The following is a 22,309-nucleotide window of genomic DNA, read 5'->3' as shown; positions in this document are numbered from 1 at the left end:
CGGTGGGCCGGTTTGTGCCCACCCGTTCCGCCCCAGCGGAACGACTGCCCACAAACCGGCAGCTACCGGTCAGCTGGGGGCCAGGGGGCGAAGCCCCCGGCCGGGGTCCGGGGCGGAGCCCCGGTATGGGGGTCTGGGGGCGAAGCTTCCAGCTTCGGGAAGGGGCGGGGTGGGGGAGAAAGAACCCACCGCAACCACCCTCTACGTGCACTTCCACCCCGGAGGGGCCCGCGGGGGCCTCGACGAGGAGACGTTCGACGGGCTCCTCGGGCTGCTCGCCGAGGTCACGCCCGTCGTGCAGGTCGTGCCCCCCGACGCCGCCCTCATGGACGTCCGCGGCGCCGTGCGCTACTTCGGGCACGATCCGGCCGAGCTGGCCGATCTGCTGCGCGTGCGCACCCTCGCCCGCTACGGCGTCGACTGCACGATCGGCATCGCGGCCAACCCCATGCTCGCCCGCATGGCGGCGCAGCACGGCCCCGCGGGGGCCGTGCGGGCCCTGCCGGAGGGGGACGCGGCGGCCGCCGCGTTCCTGGCGGACAAGCCCGTCGCCGCCCTGTACGGCGTGGGCCCGGCCACCGCCCGTACCCTGCGCACGTACGGCCTGGACACGGTCGGCCGGGTCGCGGCCGCCCCGGTCCCCGCCCTGCAGCGCATCCTCGGCGCGGCCGCCGGGCGGCGGCTGCACGAGCGGGCGCGCGGCATCGATCCGACGCCGGTGACGCCCGACGCCCGTGCCGCCTCCCTCGGTGCCGAGCACCGTTTCCGCGCCGACGAGCTGGATCCGGAGCACCGTCGCCGTGCGCTGCTGGCGCTCGCGGACGGGCTGGGTGCGCGGATGCGGGCGGGCGGGCAGGTGGCGCGGGCCCTGAAGCTGACCGTGCGGTACGCGGACGGTTCGTCCAGCACCCGTTCCCGGGCGTTCGCCGAGCCGACCGCGCACGGTCCGGAGCTGATCGCCGCGGCGTACGCGCTGCACGAGGCGCTGGCCCTGCAGCGGGCCCGGGTGCGGGCGGTGGCGCTGCGGGCGGAGGGGGTGTGCGACGGGCGGTCGGCCGCTCACCAGCTGACGTTCGATCCGGCCGACGAGAAGGCGCGCCGGGTGGAGGCGGCGATGGACCGGGCGCGGGCGCGTTTCGGCGCGGGGGCGGTGGGGCCGGCCGCGGCGCTGGACGTGCGGGAACCGGGGGCGGCGTAGCCGCTTCTTCGCGGAGGCCCCTTATTCCGGCCATGGCCGGAATGGATCAACTCATGGGCCGATTGCTGGAATTCCTGTCCTTTTTCTTGACGCGCAGGTGAACGGCCCGCACCCTACTCGAAAGTAAGTTTACGCCCCCGTAACGTTAACGGGGGTAACTCCTCCTGCCGAAAAAGGAGTTCCCGTGCGCCTTCGCCATGCCCGATGGAGATGTGCCGCCCCCCTCCGGGCCCTTCTCGCCGCCCTCGCCCTGACCCTGGCGATCGTCGCGACGCCGCAGGTCGCGGCGGCCGCCCCGGCCGGTGCCCGCACCGCCGGCACGGTCAGCAGCGGCTGGAACGACTACACCTGCAAACCGTCCGCCGCCCATCCCCGCCCCGTCGTCCTCTCCCACGGCACCCTCGGGAACTCCGTCGACAACTGGCTCGCGCTCGCCCCCTATCTGACCGCCCGGGGCTATTGCGTCTTCTCCTTCGACTACGGCCAGCTCCCCGGCGTTCCGTTCTTCCACGGCCTGGGCCCCGTCTCGGAGTCGGCCGGCCAACTGGCCCGCTACGTCGACAAGGTGCTGGCCGCCACCGGCGCGAAGAAGGTCGACATCGTCGGCCACTCGCAGGGCGGCATGATGCCCCGCTACTACCTGAAGTTCCTCGGCGGCGCTCCCAAGGTGGGCTCCCTGATCGCCGTGGCCCCCACCAACCACGGCACCACCCTCAGCGGCCTGACCAAGCTCATGGACGCCGTCCCCGGTGCCCGCAACGCCATCGGCGGCACCGCGCCGGGCCTGACCGACCAGGCCGTCGGCTCGGACTTCCTGCGCCGGCTCAACGAGGGCGGCGACACCGTCCCGGGCGTGCACTACACCGTCATCGCCACCCGCTACGACGAGGTCGTCACGCCCTACACCTCCGGCTTCCTCAGCGGTCCCGACGTGCGCAACGTGCTCCTGCAGGACCTGTGCCCGATCGACATCTCGATGCACGTGACCATCGGCACGATCGACCGGGTCGTCTTCCACGAGATCACCAACACCCTCGACCCCGCCCACGCCACCCGCTCGACCTGCGCGTCGATGGTGAGCTGAGCGCGTCTGACACGCCGGCGTTAATCGCTGGCCCGGTCGCCCGGTGCGGGAGAGGCTGCCCCCATGAACACGCACCCCATGAACACCAATCCCCCTCTCGCCCCGGGCACCACCGCGACCATCGTGCTGACCAAGGCCGGCAAGGAGAAGGTCCGCTACCCGGCGCAGGTCCTCCACGACGACGGCGCCCATCTCGCCGTACGGGCCCCCTGGGCGGGGCCGCCGGTGCGGGACTTCGGCTTCGTACGGTTCGAGCAGGGCGACGTCTTCACCGAGCACTACTGGCGCGACCGCTGGTTCTCCGTCAAGGAGGTGCGGCAGGCCGACGGCTCGCTCAAGGGCTGGTACTGCGACATCACCCGCCCCGCCGGCGTCACGGCCGGCCGGGTCGTCGTCGAGGACCTCGACCTGGACCTGTGGGTCTCGGCCGACCGGGCCACCGTACTGCGCCTGGACGAGGACGAGTTCGCCGCCAGCGGCCTGGCCGAACGGGATCCGCAGGCGGCGCAGGCGGCCGGGCGGACGCTGGACGAACTGGAGGCCCTGGTGCGCGCCGGCGGCCTCGACGACCTGCTCGGCGGGCCCGTGGCAGGCTGAACGCATGACCGAGCGCAGCAGACCGGCACCCGTGCCCGCCCTCGACCTGATCCGCGCCGCCGTGGACCCCGGCAGCTGGCGGTCCTGGGACGAGCCCGTCGACGTCACCACCGAGGACCCCGCCTACCGCGCCGACCTGCTCGCCGCCCGCGAGCGCACCGGTCTGGACGAGTCCGTCGTCACCGGCGAGGGGCGGGTGCACGGCCGCCGGGTGGCCGTCGTGGCCTGCGAGTTCCGCTTCCTGGCCGGATCGATCGGGGTCGCGGCGGGGGAGCGGCTGGTACGGGCCGTGGAGCGGGCGACGGCCGAGCGGCTGCCGCTGCTGGCCGCACCGGCCTCCGGCGGCACCCGCATGCAGGAGGGCACCGTCGCCTTCCTGCAGATGGTCAAGGTGGCCGCCGCCATCACCGACCACAAGGCCGCCGGGCTGCCCTACCTGGTCTACCTGCGCCACCCCACCACCGGCGGGGTGCTGGCCTCCTGGGGATCCCTCGGCCACCTCACCGCGGCCGAACCCGGCGCCCTCATCGGCTTCCTGGGCCCGCGGGTGCACCAGGCCCTGTACGGCGAACAGTTCCCGCCCGGCGTGCAGGTCGCCGAGAACCTGCTGGCCAACGGCCTGGTGGACGCCGTGCTGCCGCCCGAGGAGCTGCCGGCGACCGCGGCCCGGGCACTGGCCGTGCTGTGCGACCGGGACACCACCGCCGCACCGCCCGCCGGCCCGGCGGCCGGCACCGGCGGCCCCGTCCCGTCCACCGAGGAGTCGATCCGGCGCTCGCGCGAGCCCGGCCGCCCCGGCGTACGGGAGCTGCTGAAGGCCGCCGCCACCGACGTCACCCTGCTCAGCGGCACCGGCGCCGGGGAGCGTGACCCCGGCCTGCTGCTGGCCCTCGCCCGCGTCGGCGGCACCCCCTGCGTCGTCCTCGGCCACGACCGCGGCACCCGCACCACCCCGGCGGCCCCCGGGCAGGCCCTGGGCCCTGCCGGGCTGCGCGCCGCCCGGCGCGGCATGCGCATCGCCGCCGAACTCGACCTGCCCCTGCTCAGCGTCGTCGACACGGCAGGCGCCGCACTGTCGAAGGAGGCCGAGGAGGGCGGGCTCGCCGGCGAGATCGCGCGCTGCCTGGCCGACCTGGTCAACCTCCCCGCACCCACCCTGTGCCTGCTGCTCGGCCAGGGCGCCGGCGGTGCCGCGCTCGCCCTGCTGCCCGCCGACCGCGTGGTGGCCGCCCGGCACGCCTGGCTCTCGCCGCTGCCGCCCGAGGGCGCCTCGGCGATCCTGCACCGCACCACCGACCGGGCCCACGAGGTCGCCGCCCGCCAGGGCGTGCGCTCCGCCGACCTCTTGGCGAACGGGATCGTGGACCGCATCGTGGAGGAGGACGCAGAGGGCGCGGACTTCCTTTCGGACCTCGGCCGGGTGATCGGAGCGGACATGGCTGCTCTCAGGGCGGGCGACCGGCACGACCGGCTGCGGGCACGCCGTGCCCGCTACCGGCGGCTCGGCACCACCGGCTGACCCGCCGGCCCCCGCCGCCCCGCCCCGCCGCGCGCCCGCGCACCACGCCCGCGCCGGCCCCTCGGACGTACGCGCCCTCGTACCCCGTCGGCCGACCGAAAGGTGCCCCCGTGCGGCTGCATCTTCTCGCGCTCAACCCCACCGACTCCGTCACCGAGGGCTACCTGCCCGCCGCCGCCCGCCTCGGGCTCGCCGTCACCGTGCTCACCGACCGGCCCGGGGCGCACCGGCGCGCCCACGCCCGGCACACGGCGGCGGGCCGCGCCCCGCTGCCCCCGCTCGACGTCCTCGCCTGCGACGTCACCGACTTCCGCGCCTGCATCGCGACGATCTCCGCCCTCGGCCGGCCCGACGCCGTCTTCACCAACAGCGACCACCTCCAGGTGCAGGCCGCCCTCGCCGCCGCCTACTTCGGCCTGCCCGGCAAGGACTGGCGCGCCGCCCTGCGCGCCAAGAACAAGGCCGAGCTGCGCCGCGCCCTGGCCGCGCGCGGCCTGGACGCCGTCCGCTGCGCTGAACTGCCGCCCGGCCGGGATCCGCAGGCGCTCACCGGCCTGCCCTTCCCCTGCGTGCTCAAGCCCCGCGAGGGCGTGGCCAGCGAGGACGTCGTCCTGGTGGGCGACGCCGCCGAACTGGCCGCCCGCGTGCGCGAGATACGCGCCCGCCGCCCCGGGGCCGCCCTCGTCGCCGAGGAGTACCTGAGCGGCCCCCTGCAGAGCCTGGAGACCCTCGGCGACGGCACCGCCCTGCACCTGCTCGCCGCCTTCCGCGCCACCCTCTCCCCGCCGCCCCACTTCGTCGAGGAGCGCATGGACCTGCTGCCGGCGCTCCCGCAGCCGCACAGCGCCCACGTCGCCGCGCAACTGCAGGCGCTGGGCATCGGCTTCGGCGCCTGCCACACCGAGTACGCCGCCCAGGACGGGCGCGCCCGCATCATCGAGGTCAACTACCGCTCCATCGGCGACCAGTGCGACCTCGCCCTCGCCGAAGCCCTCGACCTGCCCTACTTCGACCTCGTCCTGCGCGTGCATCTCGGCGAGATGCCGCCCCTGCCCGCGGGTGCGGCGGGGTGCGCAAGGCGGGTACGTATCGAGTACGTGTGCGCCGGGCGCGGCGGCACCCTCAAGGCCGCGCCCGGGCCGAGCGAGACCGAGCGCGACGGCGTCCGGCTGGTCTACCGCCCGCTGCGCGAGGTCGGCGAGGAGCACCCGCATCACCGCACGAACCGCGACTACCTGGGGGTGCTGCGGGCGACCGGTACCGACGAGGACCGGATCGACCGCGCCGTCGCGGCATTCCTGGCCGCACGGCGATGGGAGATCGTCCCATGAGCACCGCCACCACCCCCGCCACGGCCCGGGACGCACTGGAGGAGGAGCTGCTGACCCGGGTGCTCGGCACCCTGCTGCGCGAGGACGCCTACCGGCTGCGCACCGGCGCCACCGCCGAACGGCACCCCGACGGCGACTGGCTGCGCCTGCCCGTCCCCGGCGCCGACCTGCGCCTGCCCGTCGCCCCCGAGGGCTTCCAGTGCGAGGTGCGCGCCCGCGCCGCCCTGCTCGCCACCCCCGCCGGCCCGGTGCACGGCCTGCGCCCGGTGCTGCTGCGCCTGCGCCCGGCCGTGCCGCAGCAGGACCGGCCCGGCTTCGACGCCTTCCTCGCCGAGTGCGACGCCGCCCTGACCGCCGCTCGGCTGCAGGCCCGCGTCCACGACGCCGTCCTCACCCGGCTCGCCGCCCTCCACGGGCCCGGCGCCGCCGACTGGAGCGGCCTGCGCGGCTCCCTCGCCCACGACACCCTGGCCGCCTTCCGCGACCACCCCGTCCACCCCACCGGCCGCGCCCGGCCCGGCCTGACCGAGGAGCACCTGCGCGCCTACGCCCCCGAACTGCACCCGGTGTTCGCCCTGCGCTGGCTCGTCCTGCCCCGCACGGCCGTCACCGGCCGCACCACCGCGCTGCCGCCCTGGTGGCCCGCCCCGGCCCGGCTCGGCCTGCCCCACCCGGCCGCCACCCACCTCGCCCTGCCCGTCCACCCGCTCACCGCCGGCGCCCCGCTCGAAGCGGCGCTGCGCGCCACCGGACTGGCCGGCACCGCCCGCCTCGCTCCGGTGTCCTGGCCCGAGGTGGTCCCCACCCTGTCGATGCGCACCGTCGCCCTCGCCCGCGAGCCGGCCACCCACCTCAAACTGCCGCTGCCCACCGCCACCCTGGGCCTGCGCAACCGGCGCACCCTCACCCCCGGCTCCCTGCGCGACGGCGAGGCCTGCCAGCGGCTGCTGGAAGAGGTCCTCGCCCGCGAGCCCCGCTTCGCCGGCCGCGTGCTGCTGGCCGACGAACGCACCCACCTCGGCGCCGGACACGAGGCGCTGACCGTCCTGGTGCGCCGCTACCCGCCCGGCCTCGAAGGCGCCCGCGTGGTCACCGTCGCCGCGCTGCTCGCCCGGGCCCCCGACGGGCGCCTGGTCGCCGAGGCCCTCGCCGACCGCCACTACGCCGGATCGCTGCGCGCCCTCCTCGACGCCTACCTCACGCTCCTCCTGGACTGGCACACCACCCTCTTCTCGTACGGCATCGCCCTGGAGTCCCACCAGCAGAACACCTCCCTGGTCCTCGACGAGAGCGGCGGACGCCCCCGGCTGCGGCTGCTGCTGAAGGACAACGACGGCCCCCGCGTGCACCCCGCCCGGCTCACCGGCCGGCTCGGCCCGGCGGCCCGCGCGCTGGCGGCCTTCGACGACCGCCGCATCACCACCGCCGACGACCACGCCCTCGCCGACGTCTTCGCCACCATCACCGTGCACCTGTGCGCCGGCGCCCTCGCCTTCGAACTCGCCCGCCTGGGCCGCGGAACGCTGGACGGATGGCTCGGCCTGCTGCGCCGGCGGCTCACCGAAGCCGTCGGCCGCCTCGCCCCCGGACCGGCCGCCGTCCTGCGCGCCCGGGTCCTCGACGCCGGCCGGCTGCCGGTCAAGGCCATGGTCACCGCGGGCACCCTGCTCACCAAGGAGCGCTCGGGCGCCGCCGACATCAACAAGCACTACGTCGACGGCCCCAACTACCTGCGCCCCACCGCGCGCTGACCGCTCGCGCACCGACGGCCCGCCCCCGCACGCCCGCCACCCCCTGGAGTCGCCGAGATGACCTCAGCCCCCTCCGCCGCCGCCTCCGCCGTGGCCGCGGCCGTCCCCGCCGCCCTGCCCGAGGCCGGCCACGTCGTCGCCCACACCCTGCTCAACTGCCTGCTGCGCGAGGTCTGCGGCCCCGGGCACCACACCGCCGTCAGCGACGGCCACCTGCTGCTGCGCCTGCCGCGCAGCGGAACCCTGCTGCGGGTCCGGCTGCGCCGCACCTCCCTGATCGGCGCCCACCGCCTCACCGGACCCGTCGCGGAGGAACGGGGCGGCACCTTCGGCGAGCTGTCCTGGCAGGGCCTGGCCGAGCGCATCCACCACGAACTGCTGCTGCGCACCGGGGTGCGCAACGACGAGTTCCCCGAGCAGGTCGCGGCCACCCACGCCGGCGTCCGCGCCGCCCTGGCCGCCCACCGGGCCGGCGCTGTACCGGCGGCCGCCGCGGACCGCTACCGCAACTCCGAGCAGTCCCTGCTCTTCGGCCACCGCTTCCACCCCACCCCCAAGGCCCGCACCGGCTCCGGCGCCCACTGGGCCCGCTACGCCCCCGAGGCCGGCGCCCGCTTCGCCCTGCGCCACCTGGCCGTACGTCCCGAGCACATACGCCAGGAGAGCACCGGCCCGCACGCCCTGACCGCCCTCGACCGGCTCGGCCGCGTACCGCCCGGCCACCTCCTGCTGCCCGTCCACCCCTGGCAGTACGCCATGCTGCGCCGCCACCCCGCCCTGCGGGCCGCACTGCGCCGCGGAGCCGTGCTCGACCTGGGGCCGCGCGGCACACGGTTCTGGCCGACCGCCTCGGTGCGCACCCTCTACGACGGCCGCACCTTCCTCAAGTGCAGCCTCAACGTCCGCATCACCAACTGCCTGCGCAAGAACGCCGAGTACGAACTGGCCGGCGCCGTCGCCCTCACCCGGCTGCTGGAGCCCGTGGCCGCCGACCTGAGCGCCCGCTTCCCCGGCACGGTGCTGCTGCGCGAGCCCGCCTACCGCACCCTCGACGTCGGCAGCCGCGACCTCGCCGAGGGCTTCGGCGTCATCGTCCGCGAGGGCCTGGGCGCCCGGCTCGCACCAGGACTGACCGCGCTGCTGGCCGCCGCCGTCGCCGACGAGTACCCCACCGGGCCCGCCCAGCTGAACCACCTGCTGGCCGGCGCCGGCGAACAGCAGGCGCTCACCTGGTGGGAGACCTACCTCGAGCTGCTCGTGCCACCGGTCCTCGCCGCCTTCTTCGACCACGGCGTCGTCCTCGAACCCCACCTGCAGAACGTCGTCGTCGGCGTCGACGCGGCCGGCACCCCCCGCCAAGTGCTGCTGCGCGACCTCGAAGGCACCAAGCTCCTGGCCGGGCACCACGCCCGGGCCCTGGCCGCCCTGCCACCGGGCGTCGCCGCGCCACTGACCTACGACGCCGGGCGCGGCTGGGACCGCGTCGTGTACTGCCTGGTCGTCAACCACCTCGCCGAGATGCTCGCCGCCCTCGCCGACCGCCACCCCCACTTGGAGGCGCGACTGTGGTGCGCCGTGCGCCGCGCACTCGCCGGCTGCGCCGCCGCCCACGGCCACCCCCGCCCCCTGCGTGCACTGATCGCGGGCGCGCCCCTGCCGGCCAAGGCCAACCTGCTCACCCGCTGGGAGCGCAAGGCCGACCGGGACGCCGGCTACGTGCGCATCGGCTCCCCCCTCGGCTCCGGACTGCTCAAGGCCCTCTCGTCGTGATCACGCCACGGGCCGCGGCCTGCGCCGAGACACTGCCGGACGACGCACTGCCCGCCTACGTCCACGACGTCGCCGCCCTCGCCGACCACGCCCGGACGGTGCGGGCGGCACTGCCGGCGGACGTCGAGCTGTACTACGCGACCAAGGCCAACCCCGACGCGGCCGTCCTGCGCGCCCTCGCGCCGCACGTCGACGGCTACGAGGTCTCCTCCGGCGGTGAGCTGCGGCACGTACGGCGCGTGGTGCCCGGGCGGCCCCGCCTGGCCTTCGGCGGCCCGGGGAAGACCCCGCAGGAACTGCGCCTGGCCCTGGCCGAGGGTACCCACCGCCTCCACGTCGAGAGCGAGCGGGAGCTTCGCCTGCTCGGCACCACCGCCACCGACGTCCTGCTGCGGGTCAACCTGCCGGTACGCGACGGCAGCCTGGGCGGCGCCGCCCTCGCCATGGGCGGACGCCCCGGCCCCTTCGGCCTCGACCCGGCCGCGGCCGAACGCTGCATGACCCTGCTGCGCACCTCCCCCGTACGCCTGCGCGGCATCCACGCCCACCTGGCCAGCGGCCTGGACGCACCCGCCCAGCTGGCCGTGGCCGAACAGGTCGCCGCCTGGGCGGCCGCACGCCTGCCGGCCGGCGAACTCAACCTCGGCGGCGGCATGGCCGTCGACTACCGCCACCCCGAGGCCCGCTTCGGCTGGACCGCGTACGGGGCCGGCCTGCGGCGACTGGCACGGCAGTACCCCTCGTTCACGCTGCGCGTGGAGCCGGGACGGGCCCTCACGGCGTACTGCGGGTGGTACGTGACCGACGTCCTGGACCTCAAGCGCAGCTACGGCGAGGCGTTCGCGGTGGTGCGCGGCGGAACGCACCACCTGCGCACACCGGTGACGAAAGGGCACGACCAGCCCTTCACGGTGCTGCCGCGCGGGCTGCGCCCGCAGCTGACGGACGAACCGGTGACGGTGGTCGGCCAGCTGTGCACACCGAAGGACGTCCTGGCGGCGCGGGTGCGCGTCGAGCGGCTGGCGGTGGGGGATCGCGTGGCGTTCGCGATGGCGGGGGCGTATGCGTGGAACATCTCGCACCACGACTTTCTGATGCACCCGCGGCCGACGTTCCACGTGGTGGGCGCGCCTGCGGCGGGCTGATCCCCAGCCCCGCCCTCTCCCCGTCTCCCGGGGCTCCGCCCCGGACCCCGGTCCTCAAACGCCGGACGGGCTGTTCAGCCCGTCCGGCGTTTGAGGACACCGGGCGCAGCCCGGTCCGGGGGGCCGGGGGCTTGCCCCCGGGAAACGGCGAAAGTGGGGGCACCTCCCAGCGGTAGCTGGGGGAGGGACCGGGGCCGGCGCCGCAGGCCCCCGCCCCGCACCTTTACCCAAAGTGGATGGTGCATACATGCAACTGGGCGTAGCCTCGCAACGCCACCCCCGACGAAGGGAGAAGCACCATGTGCGGCATCACCGGATGGGTCGCCTTCGACCACGACCTGACCACCCGCCGAGAGATCCTCGACACCATGACCGCCACCATGATCTGCCGCGGCCCCGACGCCGGCGGCGTCTGGAGCGCCGCGCACGCCGCGTTAGGGCACCGCCGGCTCGCCGTCATCGACATCGAGGGCGGCCGGCAGCCGATGCTGCTGCAGCGTGACGGGCGTACGCTGCTCGCCCTGACCTACAGCGGCGAGGTCTACAACTACCGCGAGCTGCGCGCCGAGCTGGCGTCGCACGGCCACACCTTCCGCACGAGCAGCGACACCGAGGTCGTGCTGCACGCGTACCTGCAGTGGGGCGAGGCGTTCACCGAGCGGCTCAACGGCATGTACGCCTTCGCCCTGTGGGACGCCCGCAGCGAGGAACTCCTCCTCGTGCGCGACCGCATGGGCATCAAGCCGCTCTACTACCACCCGACGCCCGACGGCGTGCTCTTCGGTTCCGAGCCCAAGGCGATCCTCGCGCATCCCGCCGTGCGGGCCGTCGTGGACGCCGAGGGGCTCGCCGAGGCCCTGGCCTTCACCAAGACGCCGGGGCACGCCGTCTACAAGGGCATGTACGAGCTGCTGCCCGGGCACACCGCCCGCGTGCGCCGGCAGGGGCTGACCGTGCACCGGTACTGGGGGCTGGAGGCCCGCGAGCACACCGACGACACCGACACCACCGTGCGGCACGTGCGCGAGCTGCTCGACGACATCGTCGCCCGCCAGCTCGTCGCCGACGTGCCCCTGTGCAGCCTGCTCTCCGGCGGCCTGGACTCCTCGGCCATCACCGCGCTGGCGGCCAGGGGCCTGGCGGAGGCGGGGCGGGGGCCGGTGCGGTCCTTCTCCGTCGACTTCGCCGGCCACACCGAGAACTTCACGCCGGACAGCCTGCGGGGCACGCCCGACGGCCCGTACGCCCACGCGCTCGCCGAGCACGTGCGCTCCGACCACCGCGACATCGTCCTGGACACCGCGGCCCTGATGGAGCGGGCGAACCGCGAGGCCGTGCTGCGGGCGCGCGACATGCCCACCGCCGGTTTCGGTGACGGCGACGTCTCGCTGTACCTGCTGTTCAAGGCCATCCGCGAGCAGTCGACGGTCGCGCTGTCGGGCGAGTCCGCGGACGAGGTCTTCGGCGGCTACCGCTGGTTCCACGACCCGCAGACCGTGTGGGCGGACACCTTCCCCTGGATAGCGGCCGGCGTCGCCGACCAGTTCTCCGGGCCCGGCAGCGGCGGCCGCGTCGCCCTGCTCGACAAGGGGCTGCTCGCCAAGCTGGACCTGCCCGGCTACCAGCGGGCCCGCTACCACGAGGCCCTCGGCCGGGTGCCGGTGCTGCCGGGGGAGAGCGGCCTGCAGCTGCGCATGCGCCAGATCAGCCACCTGCACCTGACCCACTTCGTGCAGCAGCTGCTCGACCGCAAGGACCGCATGAGCATGGCCGTCGGCCTGGAGGTGCGCGTGCCCTTCTGCGACCACCGGCTCGTGGAGTACGTCTTCAACACCCCCTGGGAGATGAAGACCTTCGACGGGCGGGAGAAGTCCCTGCTGCGGGCCGCCGTGCGCGACGTGCTGCCCGACGCCGTCGCCGACCGCGTCAAGAGCCCCTACCCCAGCACCCAGGACCCCCGCTACGCCGCCGCCCTGCGCACCGCGCTGCAGGACCTGGGGGCCGACGCGCCGGTGCGGCCGCTGCTGGACTCCGCCGCGGTCGCCGAGGCCCTGGCCGAGGGCGCGGGCGAGTCCTTCCGCACCGCCACCGAGGTGGTCCTCAACCTCAACGGCTGGCTGACCGGCCAAGGGGCCGAGCTCGCGCTCTAGCATGGGGTCATGGCCCTGCACCTGACCGTCGACCCCGACGCGCCCGAACCCCCGTACGAGCAGATCCGTGCCCGCATCGCCGAGCGCGCCCGCTCCGGCGCGCTGCCGGTCGGCTACAAGCTGCCCACCGTGCGCGGGTTCGCCGAGGAGCTGGGGCTGGCCGCCAACACGGTCGCCAAGGCGTACCGCGCCCTGGAGGCCGACGGGGTCGTCGAGACCCGCGGCCGCAACGGCACCTTCGTCGCCGCACCCGGCGACACCGCCGAGCGCGAGACCGCGGCCGCCGCCCGGGCCTACGCCGAGCGCGCCCACCGCCTCGGCGCGGACCGCGCGGCGGCCCTCGCGGCCGTCACCGACGCCCTGCGGGCCGTCTACGGCGACTGAGGCCGGCCCGTGAGGCGGCCCTGCCCGCACCGGCGTTGAGCCGAAGCCACCGCACACCGTTTCCTCCCCGGTTACCCTTTCCGTGATGGGACGTCATCGTGGATGGCCCGCGCCGCCCCGGGCACGGTCGCGGGCACGGGGGTGGTGGTCGTGGCCGCCCCGGGGGCGCACGGCCGGACTGCTCGCCGGGGCGCTGCTCGCCCTCGCGGTGCTCGTGGCCGCGACGGTCGCGGCCTGGCAGTCGGGCGGCGGCGGACCACCGGGCCGGCCCGGCGGCGCGGCCGCCACCGTGGGATGGGGCTTCACCCACACCCAGTACAGCGCCGACCTCGGCCAGGACGGCGCCGTGAAGACGGCCGAACGGACCCTGGACGCCGCCCCCCTCGCGCAGAACCAGCACATCATGGGCTGGGGCGTGGACAACCCCGAACCCCGGCCCGGAAAATACAACTTCACCGACCTCGACCGCCGCATCGCCCTGATGCGCAGAACCGGCAGCACGCCCGTGCTCACCCTGTGCTGCGCACCCGACTGGATGAAGGGCGGCGGGGAGCGGACGGACTGGTCGCAGAAGGCCCTGGAGAAGGCCCCCGACCGCGCCCACTACAAGGACTTCGCCCACCTCGCCGGCGTCATCGCCCAACGCTACCCGGACGTACGGCACTTCATCGTCTGGAACGAGTTCAAGGGCTTCTACGACGAATCACGCAACCGCTGGGACTACGAGGGGTACACCGAGCTGTACAACCTCGTCTACAAGCAGATCAAGCAACACAACAGGAGAGCCCTCGTCGGCGGCCCCTACGTCGTCATGGACAGCGAAGCACCGGGAACGGGCTCCTATGCCTCCCGGGTGAGCGGCGACTGGGGCGCCGTGGACCAACGGGCCGTCGACGCCCTGGAGTACTGGGACAGGCACAAGGACGGAGCCGACTTCGTCGTCGTCGACGGCGCCAGCTACACCCGTACGGGCAACAGGTCCGTCCCCGACGAGTTCGGCGCCACCCGCAAGTTCGCCGACGTCACCGCCTGGCTGCAGCGCACGACCGGGCTGCCGGTGTGGTGGGCCGAGTGGTACGTCGAACCCGCCGACGAGCACGACAGCCGCAGGACCTGGACCGAGGAACACCGCCTCGCCGTCCAGGCGAGCGCCATGATGCACCTGGCCGCCTCCGGCGCGGCCGGTGCCTTCTACTGGAACCCCGAGGAGGAGGGCGCCGACTGCCCCGGCTGCCTGTGGCGCAGCACCCAACTGGCCGACGGCGGCAGCGGCTTGCCGATGCTCGACCTCCTCACCCGCTTCGCCCGCGCCTTCCCGCCCGGCGCCCCCCTGCGCACCCCCGACGTCGCCGAGCAGGACCGCGCACGCGTCAGGGCACTCGCCGCCGGCTCCACCGTGCTCGTCGTCAACACACAGAACACTCCGGTCACCGCCCACGTGGACGGCCGGCCCCTGGACCTGCGGCCTTACGAAGTGCGCTGGCTGTGACGGTTGCCCCGGTCACCGGGCGGCAACACTGCGAACAGGTGTCACCAGGACCCGAGTGTCGAACCCTGCGAAAGAAGGGCCACCATGCCCGATCACACCAGTCAGGCGCTGGTCATCGTCGACGCGGAGCACAACTACTACGTCCTGCCGCGGGAGGTCGTCGAGACCGCGAAGGCCGCGCCGGAGGCCAGAGCGGCCATCGAGGCCCACCTGGGCGGGGCCGCCCGGGTGCCCCTGGCCGGCGGGTACTCCTTCGCCGGCGTGCTGAGTCTCGCGCCAGAAGCCGAACTGGCCCACTACACCCCCGAGGTGTCCTGGCCCGCCCCCACATGAGCACACCCCCCGCGCTGCTGCGCACCACGGCCACCCGCGCCGAGCGCGGCTCCTTCGCCGCCCACGGCCACGCCCGGCTGCCCGGGCTGTGGGACCGCGCCCTGGCCGAGGGCCTGGCGGCCGAGGGCCGCGAACGGTGGGCCCGGGCGGCGCCACCGCGCCGCGGGCCGCGCACGCCCGTGCCCGCCGGCCCGCCCGCCCGCCGCGCCACCCCCGCCGCGGGCGGGCCGCTGCTGGCCCGGCTCCACCTGGCCCTGACGGGCCTGGGCCGGGCCCTGACCGGACGGCTGCTGGTGCCCACCTTCGCCGCGTACGGCTACTACGAGGACGACGACGAGGTGCTGCTGCACGTGGACACCGAGCAGTGCGACCTGACCCTGCTCACCACCGCGTTCGGCGCGGTCGGGCCGCTGCACGTGCACCCTGCCCTGCGGGGCAGCTCCATGCAGCGCCTCGGCGCGCTGGAGCGCGACCCGGCCTGGGACCGCGCCGGCGGCGTGCGGCTGACCTACCCGGCCACGGGAGTGACCGCCCTCGACGGCCGGACCCTCCCGCACCACCGCCCCGCCGGACCGCTACCGGGCCCGAGCGCAGTGGCGGCCCTGTGCTACCGGTCGCTGTTCTAGACCGGCAACCTTTCATGCGGCGCCACGGCGTCCCGGCGCCCCGCAGGGGCCGTGCTTCGCCCGGGCCCCCGGTGGCGTGTTCGACTGCGGGCCGTCGGTGGCCGATCGCGCAGTTCCCCGCGCCCCTTACGGGGCGCCGTGGTGCGGCGGATTATGCAGCGCCCCGTAAGGGGCGCGGGGAACTGCGCGACAAGCCACGACGCGCCCGCAGAGAAGGTGCGGTGCTTCGTCCGCGCCCGCGCGGCGGCAGCCGCAAATCGACACGGCCCCGCGCCCCTTACGGGGCACGTCAGGAAAGCGTCACCAGCCGCCACGCCAGGGATCCGGCCACCACCAGCAGCAGCGGCAGCGCGAACCAGAAGGAGCCCTGCAGCAGCCGCAGTTGCCGTACGCCGGGCGCCGAGCCCACCCGTACCAGCTCGCGCGCCGTGAGCAGCACCAGCAGGGCCAGCGCGGCCAGCGCGCCGACGACGGACACCGGTGTCCAGGTCACCCGGGGGCCCGGCGGGCCCGGCCGCGGGGCGGCGGCGGTGCCGGCGGGTTTGTCCTTCAGCTCGTACAGCACGGCGTCGTCGTTGGTCAGCGCCCGGTGCAGCTCCGGCCGTCCGTCGAGGGTCCGCAGGAGCTGCTGCCGCCAGCCGGGGGCGTAGCCCGCGCTGAGTTCGAGGTATTCCGACTGCCCGCGGCTGACGATCAGGTAGGCGTTGCTGCCGGCCGCGCCCAGGGCGTCCACCAGGTCGCCCGCCTGCGCCGCGTCGCGGGGGGCGAGCACCGGCTGGTACAGCACCCGTTCCATCTCGCGCGCCCCCCAGGGGATGGCGGGCGTGACGTCGTCGGCGGTGTTGCTGCTCGGCCACAGCAGGCGGACGGTCGGCCTGTCGTGCCGGTAGACGTAGTCCATGGCGGCGACCTCGCCGGGCCGTACCCGCTCGAAGGGCTCGTTGCCCCAGCGGGCCACCAGGAACCCCATGACCAGCACGAGCCCCGCCAGCAGCGCCGCCAGCGGCCCCCGGTAGCGGCGCGCCCCCGTCGTCCCCACCGCGTCCGGGCGCGGGAAGAGCGCGAGGGCGGCCAGGGCGCAGGCCCCCGGCAGGGCGAAGAGGAAGACACGCAGCGCCACTTCGCCGCCGTAGGACTGCATGCCGAAGGCCAGGAAGGGCACGGCGGCCAGCACCGGCAGCACGACGTCGGCCAGGCCCGCGCGGCGCCGGCGCCACCAGCCGAGGGCGGCGCAGGCCAGCACGCCGGCGGCGAGGGCCACCCGGACGTAGAGCACTGCCTTGTGCGTGGCGCTGCCGCCCTGGATGCGGCCCGAGACGGAGGCGGAGACGTTGCCGCCGAGCGAGCCCAGCCCGCCGAAGAGGTCGTCGAAGTGCCCGGACCAGTACGGCTCGGCCAGGAACCCCACCCACACCGCCAGCAGCACCGTGCACAGCAGCGGCAGCCCGGCCGGTGTGAGCCGGCGGGCGAGCACCAGCGCGGTGAGCACGCCGAGCATCACGAAGGGGGTGAGCTGGTGGCTGGCGACCGACGCGGCGAACAGGGCGATCACCAGGGCCAGCAGCGCCACCGAGGTCCCGCGCCCGGCCGGGGCGACCTCCTGCTCGCCGGGCAGGCGCTTGCCCCGCAGCTGCCCGGGCCAGCGGAACCACACCACCAGCACCGCGACGAAGAGCAGGTAGAAGAAGTAGTTCAGGGACTGCGGGGAGAAGTAGTCCTGCCCGACCCAGCCGCACAGCACGAACAGCCACAGGGCCGTCCACTTCGCCCGCCAGTCGGCCCGCACCGTGCGCACCAGCAGCACCAGCGGGGCCAGGTAGAGCAGTTGTACGGCGAGCGGCCACCAGCGCAGCACCTCGCCCAGGTCGCTCACGCCGCAGGCCCGTGCGGCGAAGGCGGCCAGCGCGAAGAAGCCCGGCCAGCTCCACCGGGCGTCGAGGTCGGGAGCGGCCACCCCGGTGCGGTCGATGAAGTCCAGGAAGCCCAGGTGCTGCCAGGCCGTGGCGAAGCGCGGCTGGTCCTCCAGCACGGCGGGCACCGCGTGCAGGCAGACCACGGTCGCCACCAGCACCGCCGCCAGCAGCCACCGGCGCGGCCGCGGCAGGCACAGGGCGCAGGCGAACGCGGCGATCAGCAGTCCCGCGCCCAGGAGGGTGGCCACCGGCAGCACGGACACCAGCCCGAAGCCGCCCATGGCGTCCAGGTCGGTGTGACCGAGGGCCGTCAGCGGCAGCCAGTACAGCGCCAGCGCCACCACGAGCAGCCCCCACACGGCGGCCCCGGGGGTCCGCAGGCGGCGCAGCAGGCCGGGCACGGGCGGCGGGGCCGGCGCCTTGGGCGGCGCGCTCACCGGGCGTACGTCGGGGCGGCGCTCGGGGTGGTCCATGTCCAGGCGGACGCCGAGCGGCAGGGTGTCCGCGTCCAGCGCGGAGCGCAGCACGCGGCGGGCGCCGGTCAGCCGCCCCCGGCCGCCCTCGCCGGCCCCCTCGTCGCCGGGGTCGCGCTCGCCGCGTACGGGGAGGTCGGCCAGGTCCCCGTCGGGCGGTGCCGGCACCGGTGCGGCGGGGGAGGAGCTCGCGGGCGACGCCTTCAGCACGCCCCGCAGCCGTACCGCCGCGATGGCCGTGATCACCGTCAGGCTGCAGATCTCGGCGACGCCCGCGCCCGTGAGCCCCATCCGGGGGAGCAGCACCACTGTCAGCCCCAGCACCAGCACGCACAGCAGCCCCTGCAGGTAGGCGAGCCCGGCCGTGCGGCTCTGCGCCCGCAGCACCGCGAAGTAGACCTCCATCACCACGCGCAGCGCCGCGCCCACGGCGAACCAGCGCAGCAGAGGCGTGGCCGCCTCGGCGTACCCGCGCCCGAAGACGTGGAGGATGTACGGCGCGAGGGCGAACATCAGCACGCACACCGGCACCATGATCTTGGCCATGCGGCGCAGCGCGGCCCGGCAGTTGTCGGCCAGGCGGGCCGGGTCGTGCGAGCCTTCGACGGTCAGGGAGGCGCCCATGTTGATGGCGAGCAGGTTGACCGTGCCGCCGATGGTGGAGGTGATGTAGAAGTAGGCGTTGTCCGCCGAGTCCACCTGTGCCGCGACGATCACGGGCACCAGGTAGACCACGGCGAGGGAGAACAGCGATCCGGTGTAGTCCCCGGCGAGGAAGCGGCCGATCTCCCGGTACGAGGCCGGCTGTCCCCGGCCCTCGGTGGCTCTGACGTGCGCCGGCACCAGCCGGCGGAAGACGAGCCAGCCCAGCGGCAGCACCGATGCCGCGATCGAGACCACCCAGGAGACGAACACCCCGGACACTGGCAGGGCCGCCGCCAGCCCCACCAGCAGCGCCAGCTTCACGGCGGAGAAGACGGTGTTGCCCACCGGCACCCACAGCGCGCTGCGCAGCCCGGTCAGCACGCCGTCCTGCAGGGTCAGCAGCGACCAGGCCACCACGGCGACCACGAAGCCCACCCCCGGCAGCAGTCCGTGCAGGAAGCGGTAGGAGGGGCCCCACAGGTCGAGGGTGAGCAGGAAGACGCCGGCGGCGACCGCCACGACCACCGAACTGCCCGCGTACGTGCGCAGGACCAGCGAGCCCGTCGTGCGGCCGGCGACGGGGATGAAGCGGGCCAGTGCCCCGGTGAGGGTGACGGCGGTCAGGCCGGCCAGGAGCTTCATCGCGGCGATCGCCGCCGAGCCCTGGCCGACCGACGCCTCGCTGTAGTAGTGGGCGGCCATCAGCCAGAAGCCGAGGCCGAGGACGGCGCTGATGCCGGTGTTGAGCATCAGCGCGAAGGCGTTGCGGAACAGCGGACTGCCGATGCCCCGCCCGGGCAGTCGCCGGCGGGGCATCGGCTCCTCGCGTGCGTCCTCGGCTCGTTCCTCGGTCGGGGCGGTCGTGTCAGACACGGGCTTCGATCGCTTTCCTGGTGCCGCTGTTTCCGATGAGGCTGCTTCTGACGAGACTGCTTCTGACAAGGCCCCGGCTTCTGCGGACGACGGCGTATCCCTTGGTCAGCACCCGGTCCCGGGCGAAGATCCGGCCGATGTCCCGTCCCTCGACGAGCCGTTCGAACTCCTCGATGCCCGTGGAGCGCCGCACGGTCACCCGCTCCAGGGCGTACGGCCCCTGGCGGCGCGCGGCCAGCGCATTGCCCACGGCCAGGGACACCGTGAACCCGGCCGCGCGCACCGTATCGCGCACCCGGCGGCTGGAGTAGCCGTAGGGGTAGGCGAAGGACACGGGTGGGTGACCCAGTTCCTCCGCCAGCAGGTCACGGCAGTGCCCCACCTCGAACCACAGCCGCTCGTCCCCGAGCTGGTCGAGCTGGGGGTGGGTGTGGCTGTGGCCCCCGATCTCGAACCCGGCCGCGGCCAGCTCCCGCAGCTGGTCCCAGCTGAGCATCAGATCCAGGGCGCCCCCGGCGTCGTGCGCCCCCCGCAGCCAGCCGGTGGAGGCGAACACAGTGGCGGTGAAGCCGTGTTCGGCAAGGGCGGGCAGGGCGTAGCGGTGCACGCCCTCGTAGCCGTCGTCGAAGGTGATCAGCACCGGCCTGGGGGGCAGCCGGCCGCCCCCGCGCCACGCCGCGGCCAGCTGCCCGGCCGTCACGGGCGTGAACCCGTGCCCGGCCAGCAGCCGCATCTGCTCCGCGAACGCGGCCGGGGCGACCGACAGCCCGTACGCCGCCCGGGCGGGGGCCTGCGCCACCGCGTGGTACATCAGGATCGGCACCGGACCGCCGCTCATGCGCCCGCCCCCTCGTACGGCACGGGCGCCGCGGGCGCCCGCGGCACCGCCGGCTGCGGCGCCGCCACCGCGAAGCGCGCGCCGGCGGCGCGCGCCCGCAGACTGCCCAGCGCGTAGCCGCCGGTCGCCGCGAGGACGCCGGCCACGATCGCCCCGGCCCGGCCGGCCCCGCCGGAGCGGCCGAGCACGGCGTCCCGCAGCCCGCGCGCCACCCCGGCGGGCAGCACCCGCGTGGTGTAGCGGCGCTCGCTCGCCAGCCCGCGCTCCGTGCCCACGCTGCGCGCCACCAGGGCCTTGGACAGGCCCTCGGCGTACGCCCGGGTGCGGAAGTAGGCGAAGCGCTCGCGGCCGGGCGGCACCCGGTGGTGGATCACCGCCCGGTCGTCGATGAGCAGCAGGGCCTGCGGCATGGCCCGGGTCAGGCGGATGCACAGCTCCGTCTCCTCGCCGCCCAGCGGCAGCCGGTGGCCGTCCCGGCCGATGCCGCTGGCGAAGCCGCCGACGGCCCGCAGCGCGGCGCGGCGGAAGGAGGCGTTGCCGCCCAGGACGTTGCGCACCACCACCTTGCCGGGCGGCAGGCCGCGGTAGGTGCAGCCCACCACCCAGTCGAACTCCTCCGGGAACCAGGCCGGCCGGCGCCGGGAGGACCACACGGGCTCCGTCCGGCCGCCCACCGCCATCACCCTCGGATCGGCGTAGGCGGCCGCGAAGTGCAGCAGCCAGTCCCGCTCGGCCACCGCGTCGTCGTCCAGGAAGGCGACGACCTCGCCGCCGGCCGCGGCCGTGCCCGTGTTGCGGCCGGCCGACAGGCCGCGGGGGCCGGTGTTGGCCAGCACCCGCACCGGCGGCAGACCGGCCCCCGCGCCGTCGTCGCCGTACGCCTTGGCGAGCCGGCGCAGCAGCGCGGGGTTGTGGTCGACCACCAGGAGCGTCTCCAGTGCCGGGTAGGACTGGTCGTGCACCGAGGCCACCGCGGCGAGGATGTCGTCCCAGCGGTCCTCGGTGTAGACACAGATGACCACCGACACGCTCGGCGCGCCGGCCCGGCCCGTTCCATGGGGCGCGCTGCTCAAGAGACGTCCCCCCGGCCCGCGGCGGGTGCGATGGCCAGGGTGCGGCGGCGGCGCGAGGCGCGGGGCGTGCCCCGCTCGTTGAGGATGACCTTGAGCACGCGCAGCCCGTCGCGCACGGCGCGCAGATTGCTGGTGCCGTGTATGCGCACGAACTCGTGGCTGGGAATCTCCTGGACCCGCAGGCCGGCCTTGACCACTCTGATGTTCATCAGGGTCTCGACCTCGAAGCCGGCGCAGTCCAGGGCGATCTCGTCCAGGCAGCGCTTCCAGAAGGCGTTGTAGCCGTAGCACAGGTCGGTGTAGCGGGCGCCGAACTTGTGGTTGACCAGGGATGTGAGGATCCGGTTGCCCAGCTTGCGGATCAGCGTCATGTCGTCGGTGCCGCCGCCGTTGGCGAAGCGGGAGCCCTTGGCGAAGTCCGCGCCGCCGACCAGCGCGGAGACGTAGCTGACGATCTCTCCGCCGTCGGCGGAGCCGTCGGCGTCGACCATGACGATGATCTCGCCGGTGCAGGCGGCGAAGCCCGTGATCAGGGCGTCGCCCTTGCCCTTGCCGAGCTGCTCGACGACCTTGACCTGCGGGTACAGGTCCCGGGCGACCCGGACGGTGTCGTCGGTGGAGTTGCCGTCGACCAGAACCACCTCGTGGATCCAGTCGGGCAGCGTCTTGAACACGTACGGGAGATTCTCCGCCTCGTTCATGGCGGGAATGACCACGCTCACCGGTGGCGCTATCGCGAAGTGAGAGGTCACCGGACGGTAGCGACCGGATGTCTCGGGATCCTCTTCACTGGCCGCCGGGCGCAGGAACGCACTCATGGTTCGTCTTTCCCTCTCGTCCGGTGGACCGCCTGCCCCAGCGGTCCGATTGTGTGCCGGTTCGAAAAGGGGGTACTCGTCCTTCCCCGGACGGCAGGAATCACCGCCTGAACAGGGCGAGTTGGCAAATACATCGTGCCGCGCGGCGCGCGACTCGGCTCTCCACTGGACGGCCGAGCGCGGCACCCCCTGCCGCGCCCCGCGCCGGACACCATCGCGACGCTGTCAAGCCCTCCCCGGAGCCGCTGAGATACATGATGGGCCGATGCGGGTAGATGTACGACGGTATTGAAGCTTGA

17 protein-coding genes are annotated in these 22,309 nt (G+C 74.9%); 13 read left to right on the top strand and 4 right to left on the bottom strand.

Features of this window, described 5'->3' with window-relative positions; genetic code table 11:
* The first annotated feature begins 169 nt into the window (after positions 1-169).
* The 13 genes from ABD361_RS24630 to ABD361_RS24570 all read left to right on the top strand — a co-directional run bounded on the left by ABD361_RS24630 (position 170) and on the right by ABD361_RS24570 (position 15,377).
* Entirely contained in the window at positions 170-1,198 is a 1,029-nt protein-coding gene (locus ABD361_RS24630; protein WP_425583312.1) for a DNA polymerase Y family protein, read from the top strand.
* A 184-nt stretch (positions 1,199-1,382) separates the two neighbouring features.
* A complete protein-coding gene (locus ABD361_RS24625) occupies positions 1,383-2,282 on the top strand; it encodes an esterase/lipase family protein (RefSeq protein ID WP_344438047.1) in 900 nt (299 codons plus the stop codon).
* Positions 2,283-2,345: 63 nt separating this feature from the next.
* The gene (locus ABD361_RS24620) at positions 2,346-2,879 is read left to right on the top strand and encodes a ribonuclease FAU-1 family protein (protein ID WP_344438045.1); all 534 of its coding nucleotides are present in this window, start codon (positions 2,346-2,348) and stop codon (positions 2,877-2,879) included.
* A gap of 4 nt (positions 2,880-2,883) precedes the next feature.
* Positions 2,884-4,398 carry a carboxyl transferase domain-containing protein gene (locus ABD361_RS24615; protein WP_344438043.1) on the top strand — a complete coding sequence of 505 codons (1,515 nt, stop codon included), beginning with the start codon at positions 2,884-2,886 and terminating at the stop codon, positions 4,396-4,398.
* 110 nt (positions 4,399-4,508) lie between these two features.
* Positions 4,509-5,729, top strand: a complete 1,221-nt coding sequence (locus ABD361_RS24610; protein ID WP_344438041.1) for an ATP-grasp domain-containing protein — start codon at positions 4,509-4,511, stop codon at positions 5,727-5,729.
* Entirely contained in the window at positions 5,726-7,480 is a 1,755-nt protein-coding gene (locus tag ABD361_RS24605; RefSeq protein WP_344438038.1) for an IucA/IucC family protein, read from the top strand. The genes ABD361_RS24610 and ABD361_RS24605 overlap by 4 nt, the downstream gene beginning before the upstream one ends.
* A gap of 57 nt (positions 7,481-7,537) precedes the next feature.
* Positions 7,538-9,250 carry an IucA/IucC family protein gene (locus ABD361_RS24600; RefSeq protein ID WP_344438036.1) on the top strand — a complete coding sequence of 571 codons (1,713 nt, stop codon included), beginning with the start codon at positions 7,538-7,540 and terminating at the stop codon, positions 9,248-9,250.
* On the top strand, positions 9,247-10,395 hold the full coding sequence (locus ABD361_RS24595; protein ID WP_344438034.1) for a type III PLP-dependent enzyme: 1,149 nt from the start codon (positions 9,247-9,249) through the stop codon (positions 10,393-10,395). Before ABD361_RS24600 ends, ABD361_RS24595 begins: the two co-directional genes overlap by 4 nt.
* Before the next feature lie 299 nt (positions 10,396-10,694).
* Positions 10,695-12,545 (top strand): asparagine synthase (glutamine-hydrolyzing), encoded by a 1,851-nt coding sequence (asnB, locus tag ABD361_RS24590; RefSeq protein ID WP_344438032.1) that lies wholly within the window; start codon positions 10,695-10,697, stop codon positions 12,543-12,545.
* Positions 12,546-12,554: 9 nt separating this feature from the next.
* Positions 12,555-12,929 (top strand): GntR family transcriptional regulator, encoded by a 375-nt coding sequence (locus ABD361_RS24585; protein WP_344438030.1) that lies wholly within the window; start codon positions 12,555-12,557, stop codon positions 12,927-12,929.
* Positions 12,930-13,014: 85 nt separating this feature from the next.
* Entirely contained in the window at positions 13,015-14,418 is a 1,404-nt protein-coding gene (locus tag ABD361_RS24580; protein ID WP_344438027.1) for a glycoside hydrolase family protein, read from the top strand.
* Between the two features lie 84 nt (positions 14,419-14,502).
* A complete protein-coding gene (locus ABD361_RS24575; protein ID WP_344438025.1) occupies positions 14,503-14,751 on the top strand; it encodes a hypothetical protein in 249 nt (82 codons plus the stop codon).
* Positions 14,748-15,377 carry a hypothetical protein gene (locus tag ABD361_RS24570; protein ID WP_344438023.1) on the top strand — a complete coding sequence of 210 codons (630 nt, stop codon included), beginning with the start codon at positions 14,748-14,750 and terminating at the stop codon, positions 15,375-15,377. Before ABD361_RS24575 ends, ABD361_RS24570 begins: the two co-directional genes overlap by 4 nt.
* Positions 15,378-15,666: 289 nt before the next feature.
* Here the strand turns inward: ABD361_RS24570 and ABD361_RS24565 are convergent, their stop codons facing one another.
* Genes ABD361_RS24565 through ABD361_RS24550 form a run of 4 tightly spaced genes read right to left on the bottom strand, consistent with a single transcriptional unit; the run spans position 15,667 to position 22,010 of the window.
* Positions 15,667-19,281, bottom strand: a complete 3,615-nt coding sequence (locus ABD361_RS24565) for a lipopolysaccharide biosynthesis protein (RefSeq protein ID WP_344438021.1) — start codon at positions 19,279-19,281, stop codon at positions 15,667-15,669.
* Positions 19,274-20,119, bottom strand: a complete 846-nt coding sequence (locus tag ABD361_RS24560; RefSeq protein ID WP_344438020.1) for a polysaccharide deacetylase family protein — start codon at positions 20,117-20,119, stop codon at positions 19,274-19,276. The genes ABD361_RS24565 and ABD361_RS24560 overlap by 8 nt, the downstream gene beginning before the upstream one ends.
* The gene (locus tag ABD361_RS24555; RefSeq protein ID WP_344438018.1) at positions 20,116-21,192 is read right to left on the bottom strand and encodes a glycosyltransferase family 2 protein; all 1,077 of its coding nucleotides are present in this window, start codon (positions 21,190-21,192) and stop codon (positions 20,116-20,118) included. The genes ABD361_RS24560 and ABD361_RS24555 overlap by 4 nt, the downstream gene beginning before the upstream one ends.
* Positions 21,189-22,010, bottom strand: a complete 822-nt coding sequence (locus ABD361_RS24550) for a glycosyltransferase family 2 protein (RefSeq protein WP_344438016.1) — start codon at positions 22,008-22,010, stop codon at positions 21,189-21,191. Before ABD361_RS24550 ends, ABD361_RS24555 begins: the two co-directional genes overlap by 4 nt.
* Between the last annotated feature and the right edge of the window lie 299 nt (positions 22,011-22,309).

Source organism: Streptomyces luteosporeus (assembly GCF_039532865.1).
In the GTDB taxonomy this organism is placed as follows: Bacteria; Actinomycetota; Actinomycetes; order Streptomycetales; family Streptomycetaceae; genus Streptomyces; species Streptomyces luteosporeus.
This window is presented reverse-complemented; position numbering and strand designations above follow the sequence as displayed.

What these genes read in the sequence shown, in the direction of transcription:
- ABD361_RS24620 (WP_344438045.1), top strand. Translation starts at nt 2,346, where the DNA reads ATGAACACGCACCCCATGAACACCAATCCCCCTCTCGCCCCGGGCACC.
- ABD361_RS24615 (WP_344438043.1), top strand. Translation starts at nt 2,884, where the DNA reads ATGACCGAGCGCAGCAGACCGGCACCCGTGCCCGCCCTCGACCTGATC.
- ABD361_RS24560 (WP_344438020.1), bottom strand. Translation starts at nt 20,119, where the DNA reads ATGAGCGGCGGTCCGGTGCCGATCCTGATGTACCACGCGGTGGCGCAG.
- asnB (WP_344438032.1), top strand. Translation starts at nt 10,695, where the DNA reads ATGTGCGGCATCACCGGATGGGTCGCCTTCGACCACGACCTGACCACC.
- ABD361_RS24580 (WP_344438027.1), top strand. Translation starts at nt 13,015, where the DNA reads ATGGGACGTCATCGTGGATGGCCCGCGCCGCCCCGGGCACGGTCGCGG.
- ABD361_RS24585 (WP_344438030.1), top strand. Translation starts at nt 12,555, where the DNA reads ATGGCCCTGCACCTGACCGTCGACCCCGACGCGCCCGAACCCCCGTAC.
- ABD361_RS24575 (WP_344438025.1), top strand. Translation starts at nt 14,503, where the DNA reads ATGCCCGATCACACCAGTCAGGCGCTGGTCATCGTCGACGCGGAGCAC.
- ABD361_RS24550 (WP_344438016.1), bottom strand. Translation starts at nt 22,010, where the DNA reads ATGAGTGCGTTCCTGCGCCCGGCGGCCAGTGAAGAGGATCCCGAGACA.
- ABD361_RS24605 (WP_344438038.1), top strand. Translation starts at nt 5,726, where the DNA reads ATGAGCACCGCCACCACCCCCGCCACGGCCCGGGACGCACTGGAGGAG.
- ABD361_RS24570 (WP_344438023.1), top strand. Translation starts at nt 14,748, where the DNA reads ATGAGCACACCCCCCGCGCTGCTGCGCACCACGGCCACCCGCGCCGAG.
- ABD361_RS24600 (WP_344438036.1), top strand. Translation starts at nt 7,538, where the DNA reads ATGACCTCAGCCCCCTCCGCCGCCGCCTCCGCCGTGGCCGCGGCCGTC.